This is a genomic window from Sanguibacter sp. Z1732 (genome assembly GCF_051020515.1).
In the GTDB taxonomy this organism is placed as follows: domain Bacteria; phylum Actinomycetota; class Actinomycetes; order Actinomycetales; family Beutenbergiaceae; genus CALKWS01.
In genome coordinates this window covers 474,301-495,256 of sequence record NZ_CP194857.1, presented here as the reverse complement: position 1 = coordinate 495,256, position 20,956 = coordinate 474,301, and the positions used below count along the sequence as shown (strand labels likewise).

Annotated in this window: 24 protein-coding genes; 9 read left to right on the top strand and 15 right to left on the bottom strand. The window is 66.7% G+C overall.

Translation table 11 applies throughout. The features are described 5' to 3' along the window. Window positions 1–126: 126 nt before the first annotated feature. The 8 genes from ACRRRO_RS02805 to xseA all read right to left on the bottom strand — a co-directional run bounded on the left by ACRRRO_RS02805 (window position 127) and on the right by xseA (window position 6,963). A complete protein-coding gene (locus ACRRRO_RS02805; protein WP_424797825.1) occupies window positions 127–1,041 on the bottom strand; it encodes a carbohydrate ABC transporter permease in 915 nt (304 codons plus the stop codon). A 64-nt stretch (window positions 1,042–1,105) separates the two neighbouring features. Beyond that, on the bottom strand, window positions 1,106–2,017 hold the full coding sequence (locus ACRRRO_RS02800) for a carbohydrate ABC transporter permease (protein WP_434081050.1): 912 nt from the start codon (window positions 2,015–2,017) through the stop codon (window positions 1,106–1,108). Between the two features lie 70 nt (window positions 2,018–2,087). Then, window positions 2,088–3,440, bottom strand: a complete 1,353-nt coding sequence (locus ACRRRO_RS02795) for an ABC transporter substrate-binding protein (RefSeq protein WP_424797827.1) — start codon at window positions 3,438–3,440, stop codon at window positions 2,088–2,090. A gap of 168 nt (window positions 3,441–3,608) precedes the next feature. Then, window positions 3,609–4,352, bottom strand: a complete 744-nt coding sequence (locus ACRRRO_RS02790) for a carbonic anhydrase (RefSeq protein ID WP_424797828.1) — start codon at window positions 4,350–4,352, stop codon at window positions 3,609–3,611. Further along, a complete protein-coding gene (locus tag ACRRRO_RS02785) occupies window positions 4,349–5,182 on the bottom strand; it encodes a PfkB family carbohydrate kinase (protein ID WP_434081049.1) in 834 nt (277 codons plus the stop codon). Before ACRRRO_RS02785 ends, ACRRRO_RS02790 begins: the two co-directional genes overlap by 4 nt. Beyond that, the gene (locus ACRRRO_RS02780; protein WP_434081048.1) at window positions 5,179–5,319 is read right to left on the bottom strand and encodes a hypothetical protein; all 141 of its coding nucleotides are present in this window, start codon (window positions 5,317–5,319) and stop codon (window positions 5,179–5,181) included. Before ACRRRO_RS02780 ends, ACRRRO_RS02785 begins: the two co-directional genes overlap by 4 nt. Beyond that, a complete protein-coding gene (locus ACRRRO_RS02775; RefSeq protein ID WP_424797830.1) occupies window positions 5,316–5,603 on the bottom strand; it encodes an exodeoxyribonuclease VII small subunit in 288 nt (95 codons plus the stop codon). The genes ACRRRO_RS02780 and ACRRRO_RS02775 overlap by 4 nt, the downstream gene beginning before the upstream one ends. Before the next feature lie 28 nt (window positions 5,604–5,631). After that, complete coding sequence (gene xseA, locus ACRRRO_RS02770; RefSeq protein ID WP_424797831.1) at window positions 5,632–6,963, bottom strand: exodeoxyribonuclease VII large subunit; 1,332 nt, start codon at window positions 6,961–6,963, stop codon at window positions 5,632–5,634. 122 nt (window positions 6,964–7,085) lie between these two features. Between xseA and ACRRRO_RS02765 the strand changes: the two genes are divergently transcribed. Next, entirely contained in the window at window positions 7,086–8,087 is a 1,002-nt protein-coding gene (locus ACRRRO_RS02765) for a 4-hydroxy-3-methylbut-2-enyl diphosphate reductase (protein WP_424797832.1), read from the top strand. A 24-nt stretch (window positions 8,088–8,111) separates the two neighbouring features. Here ACRRRO_RS02765 and rmuC read toward each other — a convergent pair whose 3' ends face one another. Further along, window positions 8,112–9,725 carry a DNA recombination protein RmuC gene (rmuC, locus tag ACRRRO_RS02760; RefSeq protein ID WP_424797833.1) on the bottom strand — a complete coding sequence of 538 codons (1,614 nt, stop codon included), beginning with the start codon at window positions 9,723–9,725 and terminating at the stop codon, window positions 8,112–8,114. A 163-nt stretch (window positions 9,726–9,888) separates the two neighbouring features. On the opposite strand from rmuC, the gene ychF reads away from it, so the two are divergent. The 7 genes from ychF (at window position 9,889) to ACRRRO_RS02725 (ending at window position 15,918) form a co-directional block, all read left to right on the top strand. Then, window positions 9,889–10,974: a redox-regulated ATPase YchF gene (gene ychF, locus ACRRRO_RS02755; protein WP_424797834.1), complete on the top strand. Its 1,086-nt coding sequence runs from the start codon at window positions 9,889–9,891 to the stop codon at window positions 10,972–10,974. A 290-nt stretch (window positions 10,975–11,264) separates the two neighbouring features. Beyond that, window positions 11,265–11,585 carry a HigA family addiction module antitoxin gene (locus ACRRRO_RS02750; RefSeq protein WP_424797872.1) on the top strand — a complete coding sequence of 107 codons (321 nt, stop codon included), beginning with the start codon at window positions 11,265–11,267 and terminating at the stop codon, window positions 11,583–11,585. Window positions 11,586–11,746: 161 nt separating this feature from the next. Beyond that, window positions 11,747–12,208 (top strand): helix-turn-helix domain-containing protein, encoded by a 462-nt coding sequence (locus ACRRRO_RS02745; RefSeq protein ID WP_424797835.1) that lies wholly within the window; start codon window positions 11,747–11,749, stop codon window positions 12,206–12,208. 19 nt (window positions 12,209–12,227) lie between these two features. Next, window positions 12,228–12,923, top strand: coding sequence for a nucleotidyl transferase AbiEii/AbiGii toxin family protein (locus tag ACRRRO_RS02740; RefSeq protein ID WP_424797836.1), 696 nt, complete (start codon window positions 12,228–12,230; stop codon window positions 12,921–12,923). A gap of 567 nt (window positions 12,924–13,490) precedes the next feature. After that, complete coding sequence (locus ACRRRO_RS02735; RefSeq protein WP_424797837.1) at window positions 13,491–14,390, top strand: alpha/beta fold hydrolase; 900 nt, start codon at window positions 13,491–13,493, stop codon at window positions 14,388–14,390. A 3-nt stretch (window positions 14,391–14,393) separates the two neighbouring features. Continuing rightward, a complete protein-coding gene (locus ACRRRO_RS02730; protein ID WP_424797838.1) occupies window positions 14,394–15,173 on the top strand; it encodes a MerR family transcriptional regulator in 780 nt (259 codons plus the stop codon). A gap of 463 nt (window positions 15,174–15,636) precedes the next feature. Beyond that, entirely contained in the window at window positions 15,637–15,918 is a 282-nt protein-coding gene (locus ACRRRO_RS02725; protein ID WP_424797839.1) for a hypothetical protein, read from the top strand. Between the two features lie 122 nt (window positions 15,919–16,040). Here the strand turns inward: ACRRRO_RS02725 and ACRRRO_RS02720 are convergent, their stop codons facing one another. Further along, entirely contained in the window at window positions 16,041–16,682 is a 642-nt protein-coding gene (locus tag ACRRRO_RS02720) for a hypothetical protein (RefSeq protein ID WP_434081047.1), read from the bottom strand. A gap of 469 nt (window positions 16,683–17,151) precedes the next feature. On the opposite strand from ACRRRO_RS02720, the gene ACRRRO_RS02715 reads away from it, so the two are divergent. Continuing rightward, the gene (locus ACRRRO_RS02715; RefSeq protein ID WP_424797841.1) at window positions 17,152–17,799 is read left to right on the top strand and encodes a TetR/AcrR family transcriptional regulator C-terminal domain-containing protein; all 648 of its coding nucleotides are present in this window, start codon (window positions 17,152–17,154) and stop codon (window positions 17,797–17,799) included. Window positions 17,800–17,896: 97 nt separating this feature from the next. Here the strand turns inward: ACRRRO_RS02715 and ACRRRO_RS02710 are convergent, their stop codons facing one another. The 5 genes from ACRRRO_RS02710 to ACRRRO_RS02690 all read right to left on the bottom strand — a co-directional run bounded on the left by ACRRRO_RS02710 (window position 17,897) and on the right by ACRRRO_RS02690 (window position 20,457). Further along, a complete protein-coding gene (locus tag ACRRRO_RS02710; RefSeq protein WP_424797842.1) occupies window positions 17,897–18,268 on the bottom strand; it encodes a nuclear transport factor 2 family protein in 372 nt (123 codons plus the stop codon). A 27-nt stretch (window positions 18,269–18,295) separates the two neighbouring features. Further along, the gene (locus ACRRRO_RS02705; RefSeq protein ID WP_424797843.1) at window positions 18,296–18,550 is read right to left on the bottom strand and encodes a GNAT family N-acetyltransferase; all 255 of its coding nucleotides are present in this window, start codon (window positions 18,548–18,550) and stop codon (window positions 18,296–18,298) included. Window positions 18,551–18,832: 282 nt separating this feature from the next. Beyond that, the gene (locus ACRRRO_RS02700) at window positions 18,833–19,138 is read right to left on the bottom strand and encodes a dihydrofolate reductase family protein (RefSeq protein ID WP_434081046.1); all 306 of its coding nucleotides are present in this window, start codon (window positions 19,136–19,138) and stop codon (window positions 18,833–18,835) included. Further along, window positions 19,135–19,458, bottom strand: a complete 324-nt coding sequence (locus tag ACRRRO_RS02695) for a hypothetical protein (protein WP_434081045.1) — start codon at window positions 19,456–19,458, stop codon at window positions 19,135–19,137. The genes ACRRRO_RS02700 and ACRRRO_RS02695 overlap by 4 nt, the downstream gene beginning before the upstream one ends. 135 nt (window positions 19,459–19,593) lie before the next feature. Further along, window positions 19,594–20,457: an alpha/beta fold hydrolase gene (locus ACRRRO_RS02690; protein WP_434081044.1), complete on the bottom strand. Its 864-nt coding sequence runs from the start codon at window positions 20,455–20,457 to the stop codon at window positions 19,594–19,596. Between the last annotated feature and the right edge of the window lie 499 nt (window positions 20,458–20,956).

The window sequence follows — 20,956 nt, the reverse complement described above, 5'->3', positions numbered from 1 at the left end:
GCGGTTTGACGCGCAGGTCCTGCGAAGCCGGTGCGCCGCCGTCCCCGGAACCGGGGCGGGGCGTCCGGTCGGGCACAACCCGGGCCCGGGCCGGGAAGAGTTCCCGTGCCCGGGCCGGGCCGTCTCCTAGCCCTTGACCGCCCCCGCGGTCATGCCGCGCACGAAGTAGCGCTGCAGGGCGAAGAAGACGATCACGGGGACGAGCATCGAGATGAACGCCCCGGAGGAGAGGAGGTCCCACCGCTGGCCGTACTGGCCGATGAGGCCCTGCAACGCCACGGTGACCACCTCGTTGCGTCCCGAACCGATGAACAGCACCGCGATCAGCAGGTCGTTCCACACCCAGAGGAACTGGAAGATCGCGAAGGCGGCCAGCGCCGGCACGCTCATCGGCAGGATCAGGCGCCAGAACGTCTGATAGTGGCTGGCGCCGTCGATCTTGGCCGACTCGATCACGGCCTTGGGCAACGTGGACATGTAGTTGCGCAGGATGAACACCGCCAGCGGCATCCCGAACCCGGTGTGGGCCAGCCACACCGTGATGAACTCCCCGACCAGGCCGAACTGGTTGAACAGCTGCAGCAGTGGCATCAGCGCCACCTGGTTGGGCACCACGAGCAGGCCCACCACGAGGACGAACAGCCAATCCCGGCCCCGGAACTGCAGGAACGTGAAGGCGTAGGCCGCCATCGCCGCGATCAGGATGGGGATGATGGTGGCCGGGATGGTCACCACCAGGGAGTTGATGAAGGCGTTGCCCATGCCCGCATCCAGGACCTCCCGATAGGAGTTCAGCGTCCAGTCGTTGTCCCAGAACCGCAGGATCGCTCCCCACCAGGAGGTGCTGGTGGCATCCTCGCGGGTGCGGAAGGAGGTGACCAGCAGACCCAGAGTGGGGATGACGAAGCCGACGACGACGAGCGTCAGGGTGATGCGGACCGGCCAGTTGGCTCTGGACTCACCCGGCTCGGGACGCGACCTGGGGCGGGACCTGCCCGTCGGGGCGGCTTCTGCTACCGGAGGAACGGTCGAGGTACTCATCCCATGGCCTCCTGCTTCCGGAACTGCCGGACCTGGTAGATCATCACCGGGATCACCGCGATCATCAGCAGCACCACGATGGCCGCGGACTTGCCGTAATCACCCACATTGAACAGTTCGGCGAAGAATCGTCGTGCCACGACGTCGGTATTGTGCTGGCCCCCGTCATCACGTAGACGATGTCGAAGATCTTCATGACCGCGATCAGAATCGTGACGAATACGGTGATCACCGTGCCCCAGATCTGCGGGATCACCACTTGGAAGAAGGCCTGTACTTCGGTTGCGCCGTCAATGCGGGCCGCTTCGATCGTTTCCTCCGGAACCGCTTTGATCGCCGAGGACAACAGCACCATCGCGAACCCGGTCTGCAACCAGATCAGGATGATCATGAGCAGGAAACTGTTCAGCCGGTAGTCCCGCATCTGCAGCCAGACCTGTGGTTGCCCACCGATGCCGGTCCACAGCGCGTTCAGCAACCCGATCTGTTCGGTTCCGCCGGGTCGGAACTCGTAGATGAACCGCCAGATTGTGCTGGCCCCGACCATGGAGATCGCCATCGGCAGGAAGATCAGTGACTTGGTGACCTTCTCCCCGCGCGGGGCGAGCCGGTCGGTGAGCACCGCCACCAGCAGCCCGATCACCACCGCCACGGTGGGCACCACCAGGATCCACAGCAGGGTGTTGATCATGGTCTGCTGGAACGCGGACTCGGTGAGCAGATCCACGTAGTTCTGCACCCCGATCCACTCGGTGGAGCGGGCGTTGGCGAAACTGAGAATGATCGTGCGCACACCCGGGTAGAGCAGGAACAGTCCGATGAAAGCGATCGCCGGGCCGGCGAACACCCACGGCTTGAGCCTGCTGGACCACCGTTCGGGTAGCTTCTCGACGAGCCAGTTGAACACGAAGAAGAGGATGAGCACCGCTCCGACGCCACCGGCGATGGCAAGGACGGCGTTGATGACTTTGATCATGGTGCGCCCTTTCCCAGGCGAGCACGCCGGCCGGGCGAGGCTTCACTGCCCGCCCGGCCGCCGTGGAGAATCACGGCCAGCTGTTCTCGATCTCGCTGAGAGCCTCCTCCAGTTCCACGCTCCCGGAGAGCCAGTCGACCATCGAGGTCCAGAACGTCCCGGTGCCCACCTGGGCGGGCATCAGGTCCGAACCGTCGAAGCGGAACACATCCGAGTCAGCGGCCAGTTCGGCCTGCTCGCGGAGCAGGTCGTTGGGGTAGAAGGAGGTGTCGAAGGAGACGTTCGGGGAAAGCCACCCACCGGATGCGGCGGAGTTCTCACCGAATGACGGCGCGGCGATCGCCTCCAGGGCTGCTGCGGCGTCGGGGTTGTCGCTCAGCAGCGCCATGTAGTCACCGCCGCCCAGCACGGGCTGTCCATCGAAGCCGCCCTCATAGGGAGGCAGCAGGAACACGCCGACCTCCTCATCGAGGTTCTCCAGGATCTCCGGAGGCCAGAAACTGGTGATGAAGTTGCCCTGGCGGTGCATCATGCAGCCCGGCTCGTCGGCGATCAGCGGGTTTGCGGCGTCACCGAAGTTCGTGGCGGTCAGGCCCTGCTGGCCACCGACCACGAAGCCCTCGGTCAGGGCGATCTCACCGAATGCCTCACCGGCTTCCACGACGACGGGGTCATCGAAGGGGATCTCATTGTTCACCCACTGGTCGTAGACATCCGGTCCACCCACCCGGAGCACGTACTCCTCCAGCCAGTCCGTTGCCGGCCAACCGGTGTCGGGTCCGGACTCGATGCCGATGCACCAGGGCGTCACACCGTCATCGACCATCTGCTGGCTCAGTTCCACCAGTTCCTGGTGCGATTCGGGGATGGTGTAGCCGGCGTCGTCGAACTCGGGGATCGGGTAGAAGACCAGTGACTTGACGTTGATGGAGTAGGGGATGCCGTAGGTGGTGCCGTCCTCCGCGGTGCCGGTGTCCACCAGACCGTCGATCATGTCCCCGGACGCTGCGTCGAGGTCGAGAGCCTCGGAGAGTGGGATCAGGTGACCGTCGCCGGCCAGGTCCATCATCAGACCGGGCTGGGGGAAGATCGCGATGTCGGGTACGTTCCCGCCCTCGACGCGGGTGCGGATGATGGTGTCGAAGTCGGCCAGGGAGTTGAACTCCAGGTCGAGGTCGTGCTCCTCGGCCACCATCTCCAGGTCGGCTTCGAAGGCCTGTTGTTGTTCCCCGGAGAAGGCACCGACGATCTCTACCGGTCCACCGCTGGCACCGTTGCCGTTATCACCATTGCCTGTGTCGCCGGTGCCCCCGCCCCCGTTGCCGCCGTTGCCTCCATCGGGGTCGTCGCTCAAGCACCCGGCTGCGAGTAGGCCCGTGGCGGCCACGACCGCCGCCAGGCGGACTGCTGCGCTTCGTTTCATTCCGGCTCCCTTGCTAGTGTCGATGCGCATGCTGGCTGATTGCACCCCCATGCGCACCCCTAGGCATACTCCTGTCCGGGCACCGGCGGGGTGAATACGGGCATAACCGTTTGACAACAAATATGGAAAGGGCATTCCCGACAGTTGCTGAGATATTCGGGATTGGGCCTAATCGACCAAGCGGGCCCGGCCATCGGCTAGGTCGTATTCCACGCCGATGACGGCGCAGCGGCCCTCGGCGATGGCGTTCTCCAGACTCAGGGAGTAGGTGCGCAGCATCTGCACCGTGGCGCGGACATGCTGGCGGCGCAGGGCGTCGTCGTCGGGGATGTGGATCTGGCGCTGCAGGGCGGCATCCACCGGTGCTGCCCCCTCGTGCCCCCCGGATGGGGCGGCGGGCTCGGGCTCGGCGTGCCCAGTTCCCATGTCGCCGGCGGCCGACGGTGGCGTATCGGGGCGGGAGTGCCGATCCTGCTGGCCGGGCATGACCAGGCTGGGAATCACCCGGTCCACCACCGCGCGCACGAAGCCGCCGGGCATCTTCCCCGTGGTGAGGGCGTCGATCGCTGCCTGCAGGGCTCCGCAGTGGTCGTGACCCAGGACCACCACCAGCGGCACTCCCAGGACGTCAACGCCGTACTCGATGGACCCGATCACGGTGGTGTCCACGACGTGCCCGGCGGTGCGCACCACGAACAGGTCACCGAGGCCGCGGTCGAAGATCAGTTCGGCGCCGACCCGGGAGTCGGAGCAGCCGAAGATCACCGCGAACGGGTGTTGGCGGACCGAGACCTCACGACGGTGGTCCACGCCCTGGCTGGGGTGCGTCATCGTGCCTGCGACGAATCGATCGTTTCCCTCGCGCAGGGCCTGCCAGGCCGCTTCGGGGCTCACGGGTGCCTTGGGACTCATGCATCCTCCGCTCGTGGTGCTGGTGTGGATGTGCCGTGGCGGGCGAGCGACTGCTCCAACTCGTCGCGGCTGGGCGGGTTGGCTCCGGCACGGCTGACGGTGAGCGCGGCGGCTGCCGCGGCATGCGTCATCGCGGCCCGCAACCCGGTGGTACCGATGCGGTGCAGGGCGCGTCGACGGGACGCGCCGAGCAGGTCCGCCCGCCAGAGGGCATCGAGCAGGGCGGCCATGTAGGAGTCCCCGGCGCCGACGGTGTCCACCACGGACACCAAGGGGCTGGGATCCCTCACCTCCCCGGCGGCGCACAGGCCCACCGACTCCGAACCCCCACGGGTCACCACCACCAGTGCGGGCCCCCTGTGCGCCCAGTTCCGGGCGGAGGCGATCGGATCCTGTTCGGGGTAGAGCCAGGTCAGGTCCTCATCGGAGACCTTGACCACATCGGCGCTGGCCACCAGGGCCTCGATACGCTCCCGGGCCGGCCCGACCTCGCCCATGATGGTGGGCCGGACGTTGGGGTCGTAACTGATCGTGGCATGGGTGGCTCCGCCGTTGAGGAGGCGTGCCACCTCGTCCGCGCCAGGGGGCAGCGTCGCGGCGATGGACCCGGCGTGCAGCACCCGCACGTGCTCATCCACCGTGGTGGCAGGTACCCGCCACTCCAGGTCGAAGGTGTACTGTGCCGCCCCGTCCGAGTCCAACCGGGCCAGCGCCGTGGAGGTGCGCTCGGCACCGTCGGAGCCCCGGGTCAGGTCCACCCCGGCGCCGGTCAGGTGGGCGCGCACCAGATCTCCGTGTGCGTCCGAGCCGAACCAGGTGGACAGCCTCACCGGCGTCCCAACCGGGAGAGGCCGATCGCGACGTTCGCCGGTGATCCACCGGGGTGCTCGGTCACGTGCCCACCGGCGTCCCTGACCACATCGACCAGTGCCTCACCGACCACCAGTGCGCCCGGGGCAGCGGTCACTGATCGCCCTCATCAGCCACTGGGGCGGACGCTTGGTCCGCGTCGGTTCCGTTCGCGTCGGGTTCGGCGGCGTGGTCCGCGCTGGCGGCAGCCAGTCGCTCCTTGGCCGCATCCAGCCAACCCTGGCACCGGTCGGCCAACGCCTCGCCCCGCTCCCACAGCGCCAAGGAGTCCTCCAGGGAGGCCGAGCCGTTCTCCAGGCTGGCTACCACCTGGATGAGTTCATCGCGGGCCTGCTCGTAGGACAGGGTGTTGACGTCGGGACGTTGGCTGGGATCGGTCACGGCACTATCCAATCAGGTCGGTGCGGGGTCAGTGTGAGTCCGCCGGCGCCAGCGAGGCGCCGGCGTTCTCGGTGGGTTCTGCGGTCACGGCCACTTGGCCGCTCGTCGTCTCCTCGATCGCCGTCACGTCCAGGTGCAGTGCCCCGCTGGCCACCTGGGCGTGCAGGTCCTGCCCGACCTCGACGGCCCCGGCATCGCGGACAACCTGGCCGCTGCTGGTCCGAAGGACTGCGTATCCGCGATTCAGGGTGGACTGGGGGGAGAGCGCGCGCAGGCTCGCCCGGGCGGTGTGCAGGTCCGCTTGGGCCTGGGCAAGCGCATGCCGGATGGCCTGGCGGGCGTCGCGTCGCGCACGCTGCAGGCCCTCCATGCGGGGGGTAATGATCGAGGTGGGGTCAGCCAGCACCGGGCGGGCCCGGATATTGGTCAGGTGTGCGCTCTCGTTGTCCAGGCGTTGGGCCAGACAGCGCCGCATCTGCTCGCGAGCGTCGTCGATCCGGGAGAGTTCGGCAGCCACGTCCGGCACCACGCGCTTGGCCGCCGCAGTGGGGGTGGAGGCGCGGTAGTCGGCGATCAGGTCCAGCAACGGGGTGTCGGTCTCGTGCCCGATGGCCGAAACTACCGGCGTGGTGGCCGCCCCGACCGCGCGCACCAGGGACTCGTTGGAGAAGGGCAGCAGGTCCTCCACGGACCCCCCACCGCGGGCGATGATGATCACGTCGACGTCCTCACGAGCGTCGAGTTCGGCAACCGCTGCGCTGACCTCGGGTACGCAGTTGGGGCCCTGCACCGCGACCTCGCGGATCTCGAAGCGCACATGCTCCCACCGGGCGCGGGCGTTGACGAGCACGTCGTGCTTGGCCTTGGCATCGCGTCCGCAGATCAGTCCGATGCGCGCCGGCAGGAACGGCAGCGGGTGCTTGCGCTCGGCATCGAAGAGCCCCTCAGCGGCCAGAATCTTCTTCAGGTGCTCGATCCTGGCGAGCAGTTCTCCGACCCCGATGGCGCGGATGTCCTGGGCCCGCAGGCTGAGCGTGCCCTTCTTGATCCAGAAGTTCGGCTTGGCGTGCACCACCACGTGCGCACCTTCGGCCACCGGGGCGGCGACGGAGGCGAGCAAGCGCTTGAGCATGGTCACGTTCAGGGACATGTCCACATCGGTGTCCCGCAACGTCAGGTAGGCGGTGGCGGAGGAATTGTGCTTGTTCAGCTGGACGATCTGACCCTCGACCCACACCGGCGCCATCCGATTGACGTACTCGGCGATCTTGGTCGACAGCACCCGCACCGGCCAGGGGTGTTCGGCGGTGGTGTCCAGTGCCTTGGGGGGCAGGGCGCCGGGGTCGAGGGAGGTGCTCATGGTCCTAGCCTGCCCCATCCCGGTGACAGTCGAAGCAACGGCACCACCGATGGCAGCGGCGGCCGTCTGCATCTGAGGGGCGGACACAGGACGATCACTGCGATGCCACCTAGACTGGAGGCGTGTCTGTAACCAAACGTGTGCTGCTCGCCGCTCCACGTGGCTACTGTGCGGGCGTCGACCGGGCTGTCGAAGCGGTCGAGCGGGCACTGGAGCACCACGGCGCACCGATCTATGTGCGCAAAGAGATCGTGCACAACAAGTTCGTGGTGGAGACCCTGTCCGAACGCGGCGCGATCTTCGTCGACGAGACCGATGAGGTCCCCGAAGGCGCCCGGGTGGTCTTCTCTGCCCACGGGGTCTCGCCGGCGGTGCACGCCGAGGCTGCCACACGCAATCTGGCCACCATCGATGCCACCTGCCCGTTGGTGACGAAGGTGCACAAGGAAGCGGTGCGCTTCGCCCGTAAGGACATGGACATCCTGCTCATCGGCCACGACGGCCACGAGGAGGTCGAGGGCACCGCGGGCGAGGCGCCGGAGCACGTCCAGTTGGTCGACGGCCCGGACGCGGTGGACTCGGTGACCGTGCGGGACCCGGAGAACGTCGTGTGGCTGTCCCAGACCACGCTCTCGGTGGATGAGGTGATGGAGACCGTGCGCCGGCTGCGTGAGCGGTTCCCCGCGCTCCAGGACCCGCCCAGTGATGACATCTGCTACGCCACCCAGAACCGGCAGGTGGCGGTGAAGAAGATCGCCCCGCGGGTCGACGTCATGATCGTGGTCGGCTCGGCCAACTCCTCCAACTCCGTGCGCCTGGTCGAGGTGTCCCTGGAGGCGGGGGCGGGCGCGGCCTACCGGGTGGACCGGGTCCGGGAGTTGCAGGACGAGTGGCTCGAGGGCGCCACCACGGTGGGAGTGACCTCTGGTGCCTCGGTCCCGGAGATTCTGGTGCGCGAGGTGATCGAGCGCCTCGATGCGCTCGGTTTCTCCGACCTCGAGGAGGTCCGGACCGCGACCGAAGACCTGATGTTCTCCCTACCCAAGGAGTTGCGGGCGGACCTGAAGAAGGCCGGGAAACTCCAGCGCGGCCACCGCCCGGAGTTGCAGGTCAACGCCTCCTGAGAGGCCAGCCGCGGCGTTGCGCGCTCAGGCGATCGCGGTTTCGGTGTCGCCGCCGGCGTGTTGCTCCTGGGGGTTCTCGTGTGCGACCTTCTTGGCGACTGCGTCAGCGGATTCGACAAGTTTCGTTGTCTCATCGGCCCGGTCGAGATGCGGCTGCTGCGCTTCGCCGTCAGCGGCGGAGGCATAGAGGTCCTCCTTGTGCGCCGCCACGGCGAGTACTTCCAGTGGTGGCGGTACCTCGAAGGACTCCTCCAATCCCTGCAGACCCGAGAACCGCCGGACCTGGGGCACCAGCCGGGAGTCCAATGAGGCGTTCATCTTGTTGAAGGCGTCCACGGTGCTGTTCAGGCTGCGGCTGACCTTCTGCAGGTGCTCGCCGAAGGTGGCCAGCCGCTTGTGCAGTTCCCGGCCCACGGTGAAGACCTGTTGGGCCTCGGCGGCGAGCAACTCCTGGCGCCAGGTGTAACCCACGGTTCGTAGCAGTGCGACCAGCGTGGGCGGGGTGGCGATGACCACGTTCTTGCCGAAGGCGTGTTCCAGCAGGGTGGGGTCCTGCTCCAGCGCCGCGTTCAGGAAGGCCTCGGCCGGAACGAACATCACGGTGAACTCCGGGCTGCCGCTGATGTGCTCCCAGTAGGCCTTGGAGTCCAGATCGTCGATGTGCTTGCGCAGGTGCCGGGCGTGGGCCTTGAGCCGTTCGGCGCGGACCGATTCCTCGCGGGCCTCCATCGCTTCGAGGTAGCCGTTGAACGAGACTTTGGAGTCCACCACGATCTGCTTGTCCCCGGGCAGTTTCACCACCAGGTCCGGGCGCAGCGCCCCGCCGTCGAGTTGGTCCTGCTCGGTGAAGTCGACATGTTCGACCATTCCGGCAGCCTCGACCACGCGCCGTAGTTGCAGCTCACCCCAACGCCCGCGAACCTGCGGAGCACGCAAGGCGGTCACCAACTGGCCGGTCTCGGTGCGCAAGGAGTCGGAGGACTCGCGCATTGCCTGGACCTGCTGGTCAAGTGCGGTGTGGGCGGCGAGCCGGGCCTTCTCCGCGGACGTCATCTCGGCCTTCACCTCGCCCAGGGTCCGCTGCAACGGCTCCACCAGCGACTTGATGGCCTCCTCGCGCTTGGCCAGTTCGGAGACGCTGGACTCTTCGGCACGCTTGAGCCGCTCCGCAGCCTGCTGCAGGAACGACTCAGAGTTCGCCGCCAGTGCCTTGCGCGAGAGTGCTTCGAACTCGTCGGCCAAACGTTTGGTGTCCGCGCGCATCTCTTCCACTCGCTGCGCCGCAGCCTCACGCTCGGCGCGCAGTTGCTCGGCGAGTTCCCGCTCCCGGTCAGCGAGACGCTGGGCCAACTCCTGCTCTCGCGCAGCCAGCCGTTGCGCGGCTGTATTTCGCTCCTCCTCCAGGCGAGCAGCGGCGTCGGACCGCTCGGTCTGCAGTCGTTCAAGTGCGCTGTCGCGTTCAGCCCGGACCTGCTGATCGTGCATCTGCCGCACCGCGGCCAACTCACGTTCTGCGGCCACGGCGCGGGCATTGAGTTGCCCGCTCTGGGCGGCGGCTCGCTGACGCGCCACCAAGAATCCGCCGGCAATGCCTAACAGCAGCGCCCCGACGATCAACAGCACGTGTGTGAACTCCATGCCCCCAGGCAACCACGAGCCACTGACATCGGGGCACCGACCGGCCGCAGACCCCTCACTTCGCCGTGGATCCGCTCCTATGGCAGGTACGCGCCGTCGTCGTTCATCGTCTGCATCACACCGGGTCCGCCGGTGCTGGTGCCGGCAAGTAGAATCACCCCACGTGGCCCTCACTATCGGAATCGCCGGCCTGCCCAACGTTGGCAAGTCCACCCTGTTCAACGCGCTGACCCGCGCGACCGTCCTGGCTGCGAACTACCCGTTCGCCACCATCGAGCCGAACATCGGCGTAGTGCCGCTGCCGGATGAACGTCTTGGCGTCCTGGCAGAGATCTTCGGGTCCGAGCGGATCCTGCCTGCCACGGTCTCCTTCGTGGACATCGCAGGCATCGTCAAGGGCGCCAGCGAAGGGGAGGGGCTGGGGAACAAGTTCCTGGCCAATATCCGTGAAGCCGAGGCGATCTGTCAGGTCACCCGCGCCTTTGCCGATCCTGACGTGGTGCACGTGGACGGCAAGATCTCCCCGGCTGATGACATCGAGACCATCAACACTGAACTGATCCTCGCCGACATCCAGACTCTGGAGAAGGCGATGCCGCGGCTGGAGAAGGAGGTGCGCGGCAAGCGGATCGAGGCTGAGGTGCTTGACGCCGCCCAGGGCGCCCTGGCGCTGCTGGAGACGGGCGTGACGATCTCCGCCGGTGGGGCTGCCGCCGGACTTGACCCGCAGGTGATCGCCCAGTTCGGGCTGATGACCGCCAAGCCGTTCATCTACGTGTTCAACACCGACGATGAGGGTCTGGCCGACGCCGAGATGCAGGAGCGGCTGCGCGAGTTGGTCGCACCGGCCCAGGCGATCTTCCTGGACGCCAAGTTCGAGGCCGAACTGGTGGAGTTGGAGCCGGATGAGGCGGCCGAGATGCTCGCCGAGTCCGGGCAGGCCGAGTCCGGATTGGACCAACTCGCACGGGTCGGATTCGACACCCTCGGGCTGCAGACCTACCTGACGGCCGGGCCCAAGGAGGCCCGGGCCTGGACCATCGGCAAGGGGTGGACCGCGCCTCAAGCCGCCGGTGTGATCCACACCGACTTCCAGAAGGGTTTCATCAAGGCCGAGGTGGTTTCCTTCGAGGACCTGGTGGCGGCCGGGTCGATGGCTGCAGCCAAGGCCCGCGGTCAGGTGCGCATCGAGGGTAAGGACTACGTGATGGCCGACGGCGACGTGGTCGAGTTCCGGTTTAACGTCTAGCGTCAATGACGCTCCGCGTTATGTGCTAGCCATGTGATCAGATCGTTCGGGAGCAAGGACACCGAGCGCATCTGGCATGAGCAGTACGTCAAGCGTATTGACCGGACGGTGCAGCGGGCGACCTTGCGGAAGCTCGAGTTTTCCATGCGGCGAAGGATGTCGAGGACCTCCGGGTCCCGCCGGGCAATCGCCTGGAGCGTCTGGTCGGCGCGACCGACGCGGGCAGCACAGCATCCGCGTGAACGCGCAATGGCGTCTCTGCTTCGTCTGGAGAGATGGAGGTGCGGACAATGTCGAACTCGTCGACTACCACTGAGAGTGACCGGATCGAGCCGATCCACCCGGGAGAGGTCCTGATGGAGGATTTCATCGTGGGCTTCGGGATCACGCAGAACAAGCTTGCGGTGTCCATCGGCGTGCCGCCACGCCGGATCAACGAGATTGTTCACGGCAAGCGGGGCATCACAGCGGACACGGCGATCCGTCTGGCGCGGTACTTCGGCACGTCCGAGGAGTTCTGGATGAACCTGCAGTCGAACTATGAGCTGCGGCTCCAGCGCCGCGCTCTGCGGGAGAAGGTCGCTGCGATCACTCCGCTGAGGGTCGCGTGACTGTCGGCCCAGAACGTCTGCTTGTTCGAAAGGCCGTCGGCTACGTAGGTAGTCCCACGTCCGCCGTACCCCGCCTGCCCTCAACCTGCCCTTTGACCGAGGGATCATGAGAATCGTTTCTCATTATTGACTTTAAGGGTTGAATGACTAATATGAGAAACATGCCAGCCCCTAGCCCGTACACGAGCCCCGAGCAACAGGCGGACCTCGAACGCCTAGGCGCCCGGCTACGCGAACGCCGAAAGGCCCTCGGTGTCACGGTAGTCGCCTGTGCCGAAGCTGCTGGCGTTTCGCGTGTCACCCTGCACAGGATCGAGGCAGGCAACCCCTCGGTCACGGTCGGCGCCTACATCAACGTTGCCGCCGCACTCGGACTTCATCTCGTCGTCCCGATCCTCGACGCTCCAGCAGCAGAACCGGCGACGATCACGGTGGGCGACTACCCCGGCCTCCGCATGCTGGCATGGCAGACCGACGCCGGCACCACCATCACCGAGACAGAGGCACTCAACCTCTACGAACGCGGCTGGCGAAACCTCAACCAGGAGACGCTGACTGACCACGAGAAGGCATTCATCCAGCACCTGGCGGACACCTACAGCAACGGGAGGCTCCTTGTTTAGGCGGCTGCACCACCAACAGGTGGCCGAGGTGCTGTCGATCCTCGACGCACCGCTCCTGGCCGAGCACAACTGCTGGTTCGGAGGCGGCACCGCGATCGTCCTCGCCAACGGTGAGTTCCGCGAATCGGTCGACATCGACTTCCTGGTCTCCGACCCGAAGTCCTACCGCGAACTGCGCCAGATGGTCAGGGACCACGGGCTCGATGCTCTGGCTACACGCGAACTGGACCTGGGTCGATCACCCTCTGTTGACGGTTACGGCATCAGGACCTCGGTGCTCGTGGCAGGGATTGCGATCAAGTTCGAGATCATCCATGAAGGTCGCATCGACCTCGACACTCCCTCCCTGGGCGATGAGATCTGTGGCTTACGGATCCTGACGCGAACCGACCAGGTCGCAACCAAGCTGCTCGCCAATGACGACCGTTGGGCAGACACGTCGACGTTCAGCCGCGACCTGATCGACCTGGCCATGATAAAACCCGACGCCGTCGCCCTGAAGGCCGGCGCGCGCAAGGCGGTCGATGCGTACGGCAAGACGGTCGGCGAGACTCTCAACAAAGCAGTCACCTACCTCCAAGATCGCCCGCAACGTCTCGACGAATACATCCGAGCACTCAAAATCGACGCGCCCCGAGCGGTTGTCTGGCAGAGCATCCGCGACTTGTCCGCAAGATGCGCGAAGATCGAAGGTCTAGGTCGGGGCTCGGACTAGCCTGACGTCATGTCGGTGAGTCCGCGACGAATGACCTCAGGGTCTCCGACCGTCCAGCGGTCCGCAAATAGTCCGCAAGAAGTCACGCGGAGCCCGTTTCTGACCAACGGCTGCCAACGGCTCGCGGACGGCGTTTGCCCAGGTCAGAGGCCCTTTTTGGCTGTTTTCAACGATTATCGAAGGTAGCCGAAATACCCGGTTTTCGTTCCGCTTCAACGTCTGATCCCCAGCGCGTCAGAACGGCCCCGTCTGCTTCGGCTGAGTCTTGAGGCATCTGCCGCCGCAGCTCTATTCGACAGCCTCCAAGGTTCTCTCGCGGAACAGCTGAATGAGTGTCATGGGGTCCGAGAAACTGACGAGCATGGGAATCCGGGCTGATGTGGAAGCGGCGACGGCACTTGCCTCGTCAAGGGTCGTCCCGGTGTTTGCGGATGGGGCGTTCGCTGACGTCTGGCCTTCCTTGGCCGTCCACGTCCGCTGCCTAAGAGTGTTCGGTGCACCACCCGCGAGCCCGATTCCGACTCGAGGGTTGACCTTGACCCGAGGTCAACCCGGAGCATGGATGTCATGGACACGCCAACGAAGACCCCACCGACCCCTTGGACGGGCTACGTTCCCGTCGAAGACACCGCACTCCGTGTCACCGACACCGGAGGGGACGGCATTCCCGTCGTCTACCTGAACGGTTCCTATGCCAACACCCGACACTGGAAGAAGGTCATAGCCGAACTCGGGTTCACCGGAACCGTGCACGCGGCCACCGATCAGGCGCTCGCCGGACACGGCCTGCAGCGCACCACGGCCGCATCGGCCGGTGGGTCGATCACCTACCGGCACATCGCCTATGACGAACGTGCCCGCGGCCGCTCCCGCCGCTCGGCCGACTACTCGTTCGAGGCCGCCGTGCGCGACCTTGACGCGGTGCTCACCGCCCGCCGCAGCGAGCGCCCGATACTGGTCGGCTGGTCCTACGGGGCCCTGATTGCTGTGCACTGGGCCGACCGGCATCCCGACCGGGTCGCCGGCATCGTGTCGGTGGACGGGGCACTCCCGGTTCCCGCCTCGATCAGGAAGGAACTCCCCGACGACCAGATCCGCAGACTTTTCGGCAGGATGCGGCTGTTCCTGCCGATCGCCGCACGACTGGGGTTGGCTGCTCGGATGAGCGCCGATCAGCACGCCCAGATCAACATCGAGGCAAACAACCTGCTGGAGGAGTCGCAGCTCGTTCCAATTCTCGACCGGATCACCACACCAGTGCGCTACATCATCGCCCAGGGCGACCACACGGGATCGAAGAACGACCAGATGGGTCGGATCCGCCGCGCGCTCGAACCAGTGGTCGCCCGGAACCACAACCTCCAGATCAGCGCCCGGGTGCCGAGCAACCACGAGGCGATCCTGCGCAAGGATTCCGTTGCCGTCGCGCAGGTCGTACGGGACCAGGCCGCGCAACTGGCAGGCTGACGCATGGCACGGGGTCTCACGATCGGGCAAGCGGCGGCGTTCGCGAACGTCACCATCAAAACGGTGCGGCACTACCACCGCCTGGGCCTGGTTGCCGAGCCCGACCGCGACACGTCCGGCTATCGCCGGTACGGATCGGCGGATCTGTTCCGGCTCGTCCAGGTGCGCACGCTCGCCGAGGCAGGCGTGCCCCTGGCAGAGATCGAAGATCTTCTCGACGCCGAGCCGGAGCAGTTCGCCGCCCGGATGACCGAGGTCGACCGGCGGCTGAGCGAGCGGATCGACGCGCTCCGAGAACGCCAACTCACGCTCCACAGGCTGGCAGACGGCGATCGGGCGCTACTCTCCGACCGCGCCTGCTCCGCGCTTGCGCGGTTCACCGCGTACGGCTTCGACCTCGAGTACGTCGACTCCGTGCGGGAGAGTCTCATCCTGCTGCGTGCGATCACCCCAGAACTGCACGACGGGTTCCTCGACCAACTCGATGAGCGCTTCGCCGACCCGGAGCACATCGACCTGCTGAAGCGCTCCTGGGAGGCCCGCCACTGGGATCCGCACGACTCGCGCATCGAAGCCCTCGCAACGGATCTCGCAGCGAACCTACTCAAGCAACGCGAGGTCCTGGAACGGAACGCTGCGACGCTGGTCGATGCCGAGTCGACGCAACAGTACGTCACCATCGAGCACCATGGATCGGACGACTATCCAGCAGTAGTGCGGATCAACACCCTCGTCACCCAGCACCTGCGGGCCGCTGGCGTGCCGATCCCCAGACAGGGTTAGGGAGAAGGTTCAGATCGTGGACCTACCCAGCGACGGGCGCTCTTGGTAACGAACCATCACCGATGAAGGGTGGAACGGGCGTCACCGGCGACGTTGGGACAAAGGGTCGTCTGATCACCTGACCTACTCATGTCCCCGTGTCGGCGTTACCTCGTCGACTCGCTCGCCGAGTGACGCAGACATGATCGACTCCGCAGCCTTTCGAGGGCGGTCCCCCGCCGTTCGCCAGTGGTGGGCGTAGATGGTGAACCTCGCAGTCGCGTGCACAAGCGACCGCTGGACGGTCACGACGTCGCAACCGGCGGCGATCCGGCCGGAGGCGTAGAAGGGCCGCAGGTCGTGGAACTTGATGCCGGACGGTCCAGCGTCGCGCAGCGTCTTGCGCGAGCAGTAACCGACGGCGTTCTGGTGCGGTGGTCGTCGCCCTCACCCCCGAGGAGCCAACGATCCTTGCCGGTGGGCGGTGAGCGGCGAGGTGTTCGGCGAGCACGTTGAACCGAAGCGCCGCTCCTCGCGGATGCTCGGGGATGCCGGTCCGGCGCCGCACGACATTGACGTCATGGTGCTCGGGGACCCCGACGTGGACGCGGTTTACCAGGCGTGCACCCGAGTCGAGGTTGCGGTGCACCGTCCCGTGAGCCCGACGATCCTCACCACCGAGGAGTTCGCCGCGCCCTCCGGGTTCCTGGACGACGTGCGCAGCGGGCCGGCCGTCGCCGTGATCGGGGAACTGTCGTGGCGCTGACCCCGCTCACCCGCGTCCAGCAGGCGGCGGTCCTCGCGCCGGTCGCCAGGTCTGCGGCGGACATTTCGCGCTTGCTGTGGTCTCGGCCGTCAGTGGCCTGGACGGCGCCCTGAGCGTGGGCCTCAGCCCCGCCGCTCGAGGTGCCGGAGGATCTCGGCTGCCTTCTCCAGCAGGGGCTCAATGTCCTCGGCCTGCTGACGGCCCTTGCGCCAGAGCAGCAAGGTCGAACCACGGGTGGCCAGGCCGTCCAGTTCGCCGTGGAAGTCCAGGAGACGAGCACGGAAGCCGTCACCGAGGAGGGCGCGCAGAACGCCCTGGTTCTGCGCCTTCGCCCCCCAGGCGCGGTCGAATCCCGCGTCCCCGGTGGTCTGGCTGGGCGCGCCGGCGAGGGCCCGCGAGAAAGCACCGCCCCGGGATGTGATCGTCAGCGCCGGTAACTCCCGGTCCGCCTTGAGCGCGGCCAGGTGGTAGAGATGCACATGAGTGGACCCCCTGCTGCGGCTGCTTCCCTTCGTGCGCTCAGTGGCGGCGAACTCCCAGGACTGTGCCGCCCGGCTTCGGTAGGTGCCGCTGAGGAGGTTGCGGGAACGGAGCCGGCGAAGTCTGCCGGAAGCGGTGATGGGCAACTCGAAGCTCTCGGTGAGGCCCTCGGATTCCTCCTCATAACGCCAGGCGTGCCGTGTGGCGAACTCGCGGGCACCGTTCGTCGCACGACGACGTCGCCGCTCGATGCGTACGGTCGAACCGATGCCGAGCGCCAGCACCGTCGCCAGCGCGGAAGCGCGATGATGAGGATCTCAACCGGCGGCACTCTGGCCCCTCACCGCGGCGTGCGGGGCGCCGCGCCCCCAGCCTTCGAGGCTCGGGTCGGGCTGGTCACGGCTTTCCAGTCGCCGTCCACCAAGGTGGAGGTGATAAGGGTGGCAACGGGCCTGACGCTCTCGCAGCCGGTGTCCATGGCATGAGCCTAGTCACCCCTCCAGGTCGCACGCATCGGTCTCCGGTTCGACGCGACCGAATTCACGAGGCAACCGGCCGTGAAGCCGGTGGCACTGCGTGGTGGTGCGCACAGGGCGGCCGGGTGGCGGTCCAGTAGGCGCGCGTGATTGGCTCTCGTGCCCAGAGGAGTCCTGGCCGCCCGTTCATGCGGGCTCGCGTCGAGTCGAGCAACGCTCGGTGGCCGCAATTCGATCGCGTAGATTTACGTTGTATGACATATCAGGGCCTCTCCCCGTGAAGCGCGTCCGAGGTCAGCACGCAGGGCTGACCCGGGCGATGGTGCTCGGCGGCGCTCTCGATCTCGTCGACCGGCAAGGTGCTGCGTCGCTGACTATGCGCGGTTTGGCTGCTGAACTGGGTGTCGAGGCAATGGCGCTCTACCATCACGTGTCGAACAAGGACCAACTCCTTGACGGGTTGGTGGAACTGGTCGTCGGCGACGCCGTGCCGCCGGAGTCAACTGGGCGTGAGTGGCGTGAGTTCATGCGTTCCTACGGGTTGAGGCTCAGTGCACGGCTGCGAGCGCACCCGGAGGTGCTGCCCCTGGTTGCGACCCGCCCTGCCCTCACGCCTACCGTCCTGCGGATGTTGGACAGGGGAGTGCGTGTCCTGCAGGAGGGTGGGTTCCCGCCCGGGTGGGCGCTGCAGGCCATCCACGTGGTGACGGGGTTCGTGGTCGGCAGCCTGGGGGCGTTCCCGGAGACGACGGGGGATGGGGGCGACCCGGAGCGGGTGGAACGTCTCTCCGCAGTGGAACTCGCCGACTTCCCTGCCCTGCAGGCTGCGGTCACGTGCGGCCATGCCCCGGGCAGCGGACAGGACTTGTTCCTCGTCACTCTCGATGCGCTCATCGAGGGCCTGGCCAGTGCCGCGAGCAGATGATGCTGGGCGGACGGCGCTGGAAGGTGGATGACCCGCTGCCCCGTGGGAGGCGCCAGTCAACGACAACAGCGTGCGCCGGAGAGGTCGGGTGCCCCGCTTACCAGACGTCTTCCTCGGCCAGCGGAATGACCCAGGCGCGCCGCTCACAGATCAGGCCTTCTCGCATCACAAAGACCTCCGCCATGCTCAACCGCTGCGTGGACCCGTCCCCTTGTGGGACCCGGCCACGGAGTTCAGCCATGATCGTGTCACCCTCCTCGACCATCCGCACCACCTCCAGCTCGGGGTCCCCTGCGAACCCAGGGCCCTCGATGGCGGCGTCGTAGGCAGCCTTGCCTTCCAGCGTGAAGGCACCGAACACCGTCCACCTGATGTCGTCGGTCAGGCAGTCCAGGATCTGGCCGTGATCGGTGCGTCGAAAGCCATCGAGGTAGCGCTCCACGGTCTGCTTGTTCCTACTCGTTCCCACGTTCTCTCTACCTCCTCGTTGGGTGGGCTATGCCGGGAGATCTCCGGACCGAGCCCATGGCCCTGTGATTTCGACATGCATCTCGAAGTTCGGCACCAGGACGCCGCGGACCGTATTCGTCTTGTTCTCACGGTCGACCACGAAGCCACACCTGGCGAATGTTGCCCGGGCGGCGCGGCTCGCTCGGGTCGTGACACGCGTGCACCCTCGTCGCCTGGCTTCGGCCAGCACGCTGGTGATCAACGAGCGGGCGATGCCACGCCCACCGGCCTGAGCGGGCAACGAACAGCATGTCTACCTCTGCCTCGTCGGTCAGGTCGCAGAAGCCCACGAGAACCCCCTCCACCTCGGCCACGATCGTCCACACCCGTGAACGAGCAGCGGCCCACGCCGTGCTGTCCAGGTGTGGAGGGCACCATGCGTTGACCTGGTCTGGGCGGTAGTGGGCTGACGCCGTTTCTCGGATGGCGCGCACGTACACCTCCAGGGTGGGCTGCGCATCCCCATCCCGGTACCGTCTGAGTCGCGGAGGGAGGGGGGCGTCGTCGGAGTCTTCGCGCCAGTTCATCCCACCGAGGAGACGCCCTCGTAGACCGCGAAGTCCGGCCTCCCTCGCGTCTCGAAGACCTGGATGGTCAACCCCTGCGGTGTCGTACGGCTGTTGACCAGGTCAAGGCCGAGAGGGCTCGCGCCATCGGGGAAGAGTCGACGGCCCTGACCCACGACCACGGGGGCGACGACCAACCGCAGCTCGTCGACCAGGCCGGCGGAGAACAGGCTCTGAGCCAGCGCCGAACTACCATGCACTTGCAGGTCACGGCCTGGCCGGGACTTGAGGTCAGCAACCTGGGCCTCAACATCTCCCGTCAAGATGGTGGTGGGATCCCAGCCGGCGTCGGACAGGGTCTGTGTCGCACATACTTCGGCAGACTGTTCATCCGCGCCGCGAACGGGTCCCCTGGATCGGTGATTTGTGGCCAGTCACGGGCGAACGCCTCGTAGGTACGCCTGCCGAACAGCAGCGCATCGGCGTGGCCGAGCCAGTCGGAAGCCTGCTCCACGAATGAGGCATCCATGTGCGGGACCAGCCACCCCCCTCGGGTGAACCCTCCGCTCGGATCCTCCTGCGGGGAGCCGGGTCCCTGCGACACGCCATCGAGGCTCACGAACTGCATGACGGTCAACTTCACCTGCGGATCACTCCCGACGCTGGTCCATGTGTTGTACGTCGTAGAACATAACGGGATCGGTCGGCGCTGGGCAAGGGATGGCACCCCCACACACGGGAGCCCCCAGCCCGAGATGCACTCACGATAGGACCGGCGTCAAGGTATCGGGCCGGGCATGTCACCGTCACGTATGAGGAGCGACAGCACGCATCCACTGGGGCAACTGCCCAAGAACGGCGACGTGCCCCGAGCCTCGAGTGAGCGCACGCCGGCCGACGGCAGCAGCGCGGCGAGTCGCTCCGCGTGATGAGCAGGGATGACGCGGTCGGACGCTGCGTGGAACACACTGACTCTGGTGGTAATCCGATCGAGGTCGACGCCCCATGGCGCGACGAGTGCGAGATCGTCGTCGATCTCGCCGAACGCGCTGCCCGCGGCAGTTGCCGATTGGGCGTCGTCACCGATGCCGGCCCACGGTCCCGACAGGGCTGCCCAATCGGCTGCTGTGAAACTGCCGGGATCGAACTCGGCCGTGCGCTGATAGCGCTCCCTCGCCTCGGGCCCTTCGGCAGCGGGCCGCAGCCCGCCCCCGTTGGCCGCCATACCCGTGAACCAATCCGGCGTCTGGTCATAGGGGGCGGGGCATCCGAACGTTGCGGCATGGTCGACGCGATCGGGCGCAAGGGCTGCCAGCGCGAGTGCGTGCGGGCCGCCGCCCGAGTACCCGGCCGTGACCATGCGGCCGACGTTCAGCCGGTCCAGGACCTCGATGATGTCCTCAGCAGCGTCGGATACCGTGCGACCAGCACGTCGGGATGAGCCCGCGAAGCCCGGGCGGGTCACCGACACCAGGCGTAGCCCGACCGCAGCGGCTAGCTGGTCGATTGGCGGCGGATGCTTCCCGGTGTGCGGCGTGCCGTAATGCATCACGAGCACGGGCGCGCCCGGGGCGGGGGAGCCCGCGTGGTGGATCGCGACGTCGCGACCATCCTTGAGTTGGGAGTCTTGCCGCTCACCCATGTCGCTCCGCTCCCGCCCACAAAGCCGTCTCGAATGTCGTCGTCGCACGGGCACGGGCTCGTGCACCCTTGCTGCGCTGAACCTATCGCGCACAGGACCAGTGGAGGCCGGCTTCAGGCCGCGGCCTCGGTGCTCCCTGCGAGGGGTCCCTATGGGCGCGTAGCGTGGGCAGGGATCCGAAGCACGCTGGAGGTGCCGACCCCGTGAGCACGATCGTCTTCTGTCCGATCACCTTCAATCTCGCCGAGGTGACGCGGATGATCGAGGTCGCCCGGGCGCTGGATCCCCGGCACCGTGCCGTGTTCCAGGGCTATGAGCACGACTTCGCTCATCTCATCGTCGACGCGGGTTTCGAGTATCGCCCGAGCGAACCCTCGTTCACCGAAGTGGAGCGCCGGCAGGCGCTGCGTTTCGATCAGGGCAAGACGCTGAGATCTCCCTTCACCGACGAACTGGTCGCAGCGCGGGTGGGCGCCGAGAGGCGTCTGATCCGCGAGGT

What these genes read in the sequence shown, in the direction of transcription:
- ACRRRO_RS02805 (WP_424797825.1), bottom strand. Translation starts at nt 1,041, where the DNA reads ATGAGTACCTCGACCGTTCCTCCGGTAGCAGAAGCCGCCCCGACGGGC.
- ACRRRO_RS02800 (WP_434081050.1), bottom strand. Translation starts at nt 2,017, where the DNA reads ATGATCAAAGTCATCAACGCCGTCCTTGCCATCGCCGGTGGCGTCGGA.
- ACRRRO_RS02795 (WP_424797827.1), bottom strand. Translation starts at nt 3,440, where the DNA reads ATGAAACGAAGCGCAGCAGTCCGCCTGGCGGCGGTCGTGGCCGCCACG.
- ACRRRO_RS02790 (WP_424797828.1), bottom strand. Translation starts at nt 4,352, where the DNA reads ATGAGTCCCAAGGCACCCGTGAGCCCCGAAGCGGCCTGGCAGGCCCTG.
- xseA (WP_424797831.1), bottom strand. Translation starts at nt 6,963, where the DNA reads ATGAGCACCTCCCTCGACCCCGGCGCCCTGCCCCCCAAGGCACTGGAC.
- rmuC (WP_424797833.1), bottom strand. Translation starts at nt 9,725, where the DNA reads ATGGAGTTCACACACGTGCTGTTGATCGTCGGGGCGCTGCTGTTAGGC.
- ACRRRO_RS02750 (WP_424797872.1), top strand. Translation starts at nt 11,265, where the DNA reads ATGTCGAACTCGTCGACTACCACTGAGAGTGACCGGATCGAGCCGATC.
- ACRRRO_RS02745 (WP_424797835.1), top strand. Translation starts at nt 11,747, where the DNA reads ATGCCAGCCCCTAGCCCGTACACGAGCCCCGAGCAACAGGCGGACCTC.
- ACRRRO_RS02735 (WP_424797837.1), top strand. Translation starts at nt 13,491, where the DNA reads ATGGACACGCCAACGAAGACCCCACCGACCCCTTGGACGGGCTACGTT.
- ACRRRO_RS02730 (WP_424797838.1), top strand. Translation starts at nt 14,394, where the DNA reads ATGGCACGGGGTCTCACGATCGGGCAAGCGGCGGCGTTCGCGAACGTC.
- ACRRRO_RS02690 (WP_434081044.1), bottom strand. Translation starts at nt 20,457, where the DNA reads ATGGGTGAGCGGCAAGACTCCCAACTCAAGGATGGTCGCGACGTCGCG.